At 46.9% G+C, this 2831-nt stretch carries 2 protein-coding genes and 1 pseudogene; 1 reads left to right on the forward strand and 2 read right to left on the reverse strand.

The features are described 5' to 3' along the window. Positions 1-262 (forward strand): cupin domain-containing protein (locus RMO35_RS02540; protein WP_309738352.1); only part of this gene is annotated, 262 nt, incomplete at its 5' end. 143 nt (positions 263-405) lie between these two features. On the opposite strand, the pseudogene RMO35_RS02545 reads toward RMO35_RS02540, so the two are convergent. After that, positions 406-1898: pseudogene (locus RMO35_RS02545) on the reverse strand (phenylacetate--CoA ligase family protein). Between the two features lie 102 nt (positions 1899-2000). Next, positions 2001-2831, reverse strand: an 831-nt coding sequence (locus tag RMO35_RS02550) for a DMT family transporter (RefSeq protein ID WP_309738356.1), incomplete at its 5' end; no start/stop codon positions are given.

Consider the following 2831-nt stretch of genomic DNA (forward strand, 5'->3'; position numbering starts at 1 on the left):
CATAGATGTCAAAACTGGTGAATACACCCGCTTAACTCGGTTTTATCCTGGTGCTGACACGACTAGTTTCGGTGCGAAAAGTCATGCTTATCCTGAAGAAATTTTAATTATCAGCGGTCGTCTTTACGATTTAGCTTTCGACATGTGGCTGGAGACTGGACATTATGCCAGTAGACCACCTGGAGAGATTCACGGGCCATTCACAACCGATCTTGGTTGTGTAGTGTTGGAGATCTCTTTTCCAAATCGAGTCCAGGCATAGTGAGTGGAACTTCAGGATCGAAAACATTCGTTCGCGTATCGCGATGCACTGAGCTTGTCGTTGGCGATAGCCTGCCGTAGGCACAGTGTCGGCTCTGTCGAATCGATGTCTGTCAGCCCAGTTAAGATCGGTTACACCATTGACTAGATCGATCGAGTGTAGCTATGTTTGGCACCAACTGGGAAAAAGTCTGGATCGCCCATTGGTTTGAGAGTTATCTGTGGCTGTTGATATTCAGTCGGGACTAGTTAGCAAACTCACTATTCAATCGCCGTAACTGTTCCAAGATCGACTGGGAAATACTCTGAGCCTTATCCAGATCTGCATCGACCCCAGGAGCTAACTCCACCGCCACCGACAAAAATTTAGCGCGATCCTCATCTTCAATTATTTGCATCACAAACTTACCAGTCACCCAATCTCGAACTATTGGTTGTTCTAAACCAACCGCAATATTTTCAGGATAGAGGTTCGCACCAAAGTAAGAAATTGCAAATTGCGATCGACCAAACACATACACAAAGGGCAAGGCATGGACACCTCGATCTTTTGCCAGTAATGCCAACGGGTCAAAACCCCAATCTTGGAGGAATTGGAGCATCGTTGCATAGCTAATAATGCCCCCAGTATCGGCGATATGATAGCGAATCAGTGGCACCCCATTATCGCCAGAAAATAACAGCGTACCCTCATGAACTTCAAAAAAGCGGCTGGTCGGATCGTACTGCACCAGCGTCGGGAGGCGGGACTCGCCAAACAATTGCCGCGCAGCATCTGGATGGGTCGCGAGAAACCGCCGAATACAAATCGATAACGGGGTTTCATGCCCCAACACCCCCGCATCGGCGGTACCTAATAAAGATGCCGAATCATAGCAATAATCGATCGAACCGAGCCGTTGTCCCACCAACAATCTCCATTCTTCGCTGAAAACTTCCCCTGCCATCACCAATTTGACAGCATAATCCGACCACCGCACGCCTTGTTGAATGCCAGTATCCACCACATCTTTTAAAAAAGGTGGATAGCCCAGTAAGACTATTTGCTCGAACTGCCCCCCCAGTGCCTGCACGACGCGCAAAATTTCGGTCTTGTTGTTTCCTGGCGTAATTACCGCGATCTGGTACCCCTTACTCGCCAGCCACCGACAACAAGCGGCGGTATACATGCTACCCACCCAAGTCCCCAAAGCAAAGCAAATCACCGCCAAAGTGGAACGGCGATCGGCTTGAAAGCTTTCTCGAAAGATATACTCAAATCTAGTGGCAATTTCTAACTCATCGCCGATCTGGCGCGGCCAGCAGGTTGGTTCGCCTGTAGAGCCAGAAGATACTGCCAGCATGTCGCAAGTCGATAAGCTGCCAGCCCGACAAATTTCGGCGAGCGGATATTGCTTGATATAATTGGCTTTAGTTACCAGTGGTAACTGTTGAAATGCCGCGAGCGTCTGAATCGAGGCAGGATTGATGCCTTGCACTTGCAGGAACTGTCGATAAGCTGGTACCGAATCGACGACGGTATGAAACAGATCGATTAGATGAGCCTCCAAATCTGTAGCGATCGCTCGCTGTAGATTCACGTCTAAAGGTTCGGACAAAAAAGTTTGGAGCTTGGTGAGTAACGGTATCGATTTCATGGCAAAAGTCCCAAAATTAGGTTGAGAATTTATTGGATTAGAATCGTAGGCTTAGTCTCAATTTACGAGGTACTAAAACGAGGTTCAAACTCATAGGGAAACTCATGATGAATTGGCAGCTCTGGCAATCGATCTCAATCCCCAGAAAACCAGAATGCTACCGATTCCAAACCATAGCGAGGGAATTTCTTGTAAAGCTACAGATGTAAATAACACCGCAAACATTGGCTCTAGGAGCAATATTGCCGTTGTCAGGACGATCGGTAACTTTTGAGCCGCCACTGTGTAACAAAAAAATGGCAACGCCGTAGAAAAGATTCCTAACCCTAATAATACAAAGATTTCCTGTCGCTCGATACTAGTTTCCAGCAATAGTTTCGTAAAGAAAATCGTACAAAATGGAAATAAAACACCTCCTAATAAACAAGTCATAAATACAATATTTATCGATTTGGGTGCAATTCCTCGATCGGTAAAAGTATCAAATAAAACCGTGTAAAGTGTGACCATAGCAGCCGCACCTAACGCTAACAGGTAGCCTAATATTGTTTGCCAAGAGATGGCTCGATCGCTAGAGAACTGAGGAAGTAGAATAATAATCACTCCAGCCGTAGCTATTAAAATACCCCAGCCCTCACTTCGTTTGATGTCTAAGCGCATGACATATTTGTAGGCAATAATAAACAAAGGTGAAGTCGTAAATAATAATGTAACTTCCCCCACGGGTGCCATCTGAAATGCCGTAGTGCCCAGAAAGGAAGACCCTATCGCCAGCAAACTCAGCCACCAGATCGGTGGAATGCGGAGGGAGCGAGTAAGATCTTGTTGGATACTTGGCACCAGTAAAACGATCGGCAACATTGCAGCCGTGGCGACGAGAAAGCGACCTGCGAGGACGGCAAAAGTAGACCAACCAGGCAGCCAGCGGACGAA

It is taken from the genome of Chamaesiphon sp. OTE_20_metabat_361 (assembly GCF_031364565.1).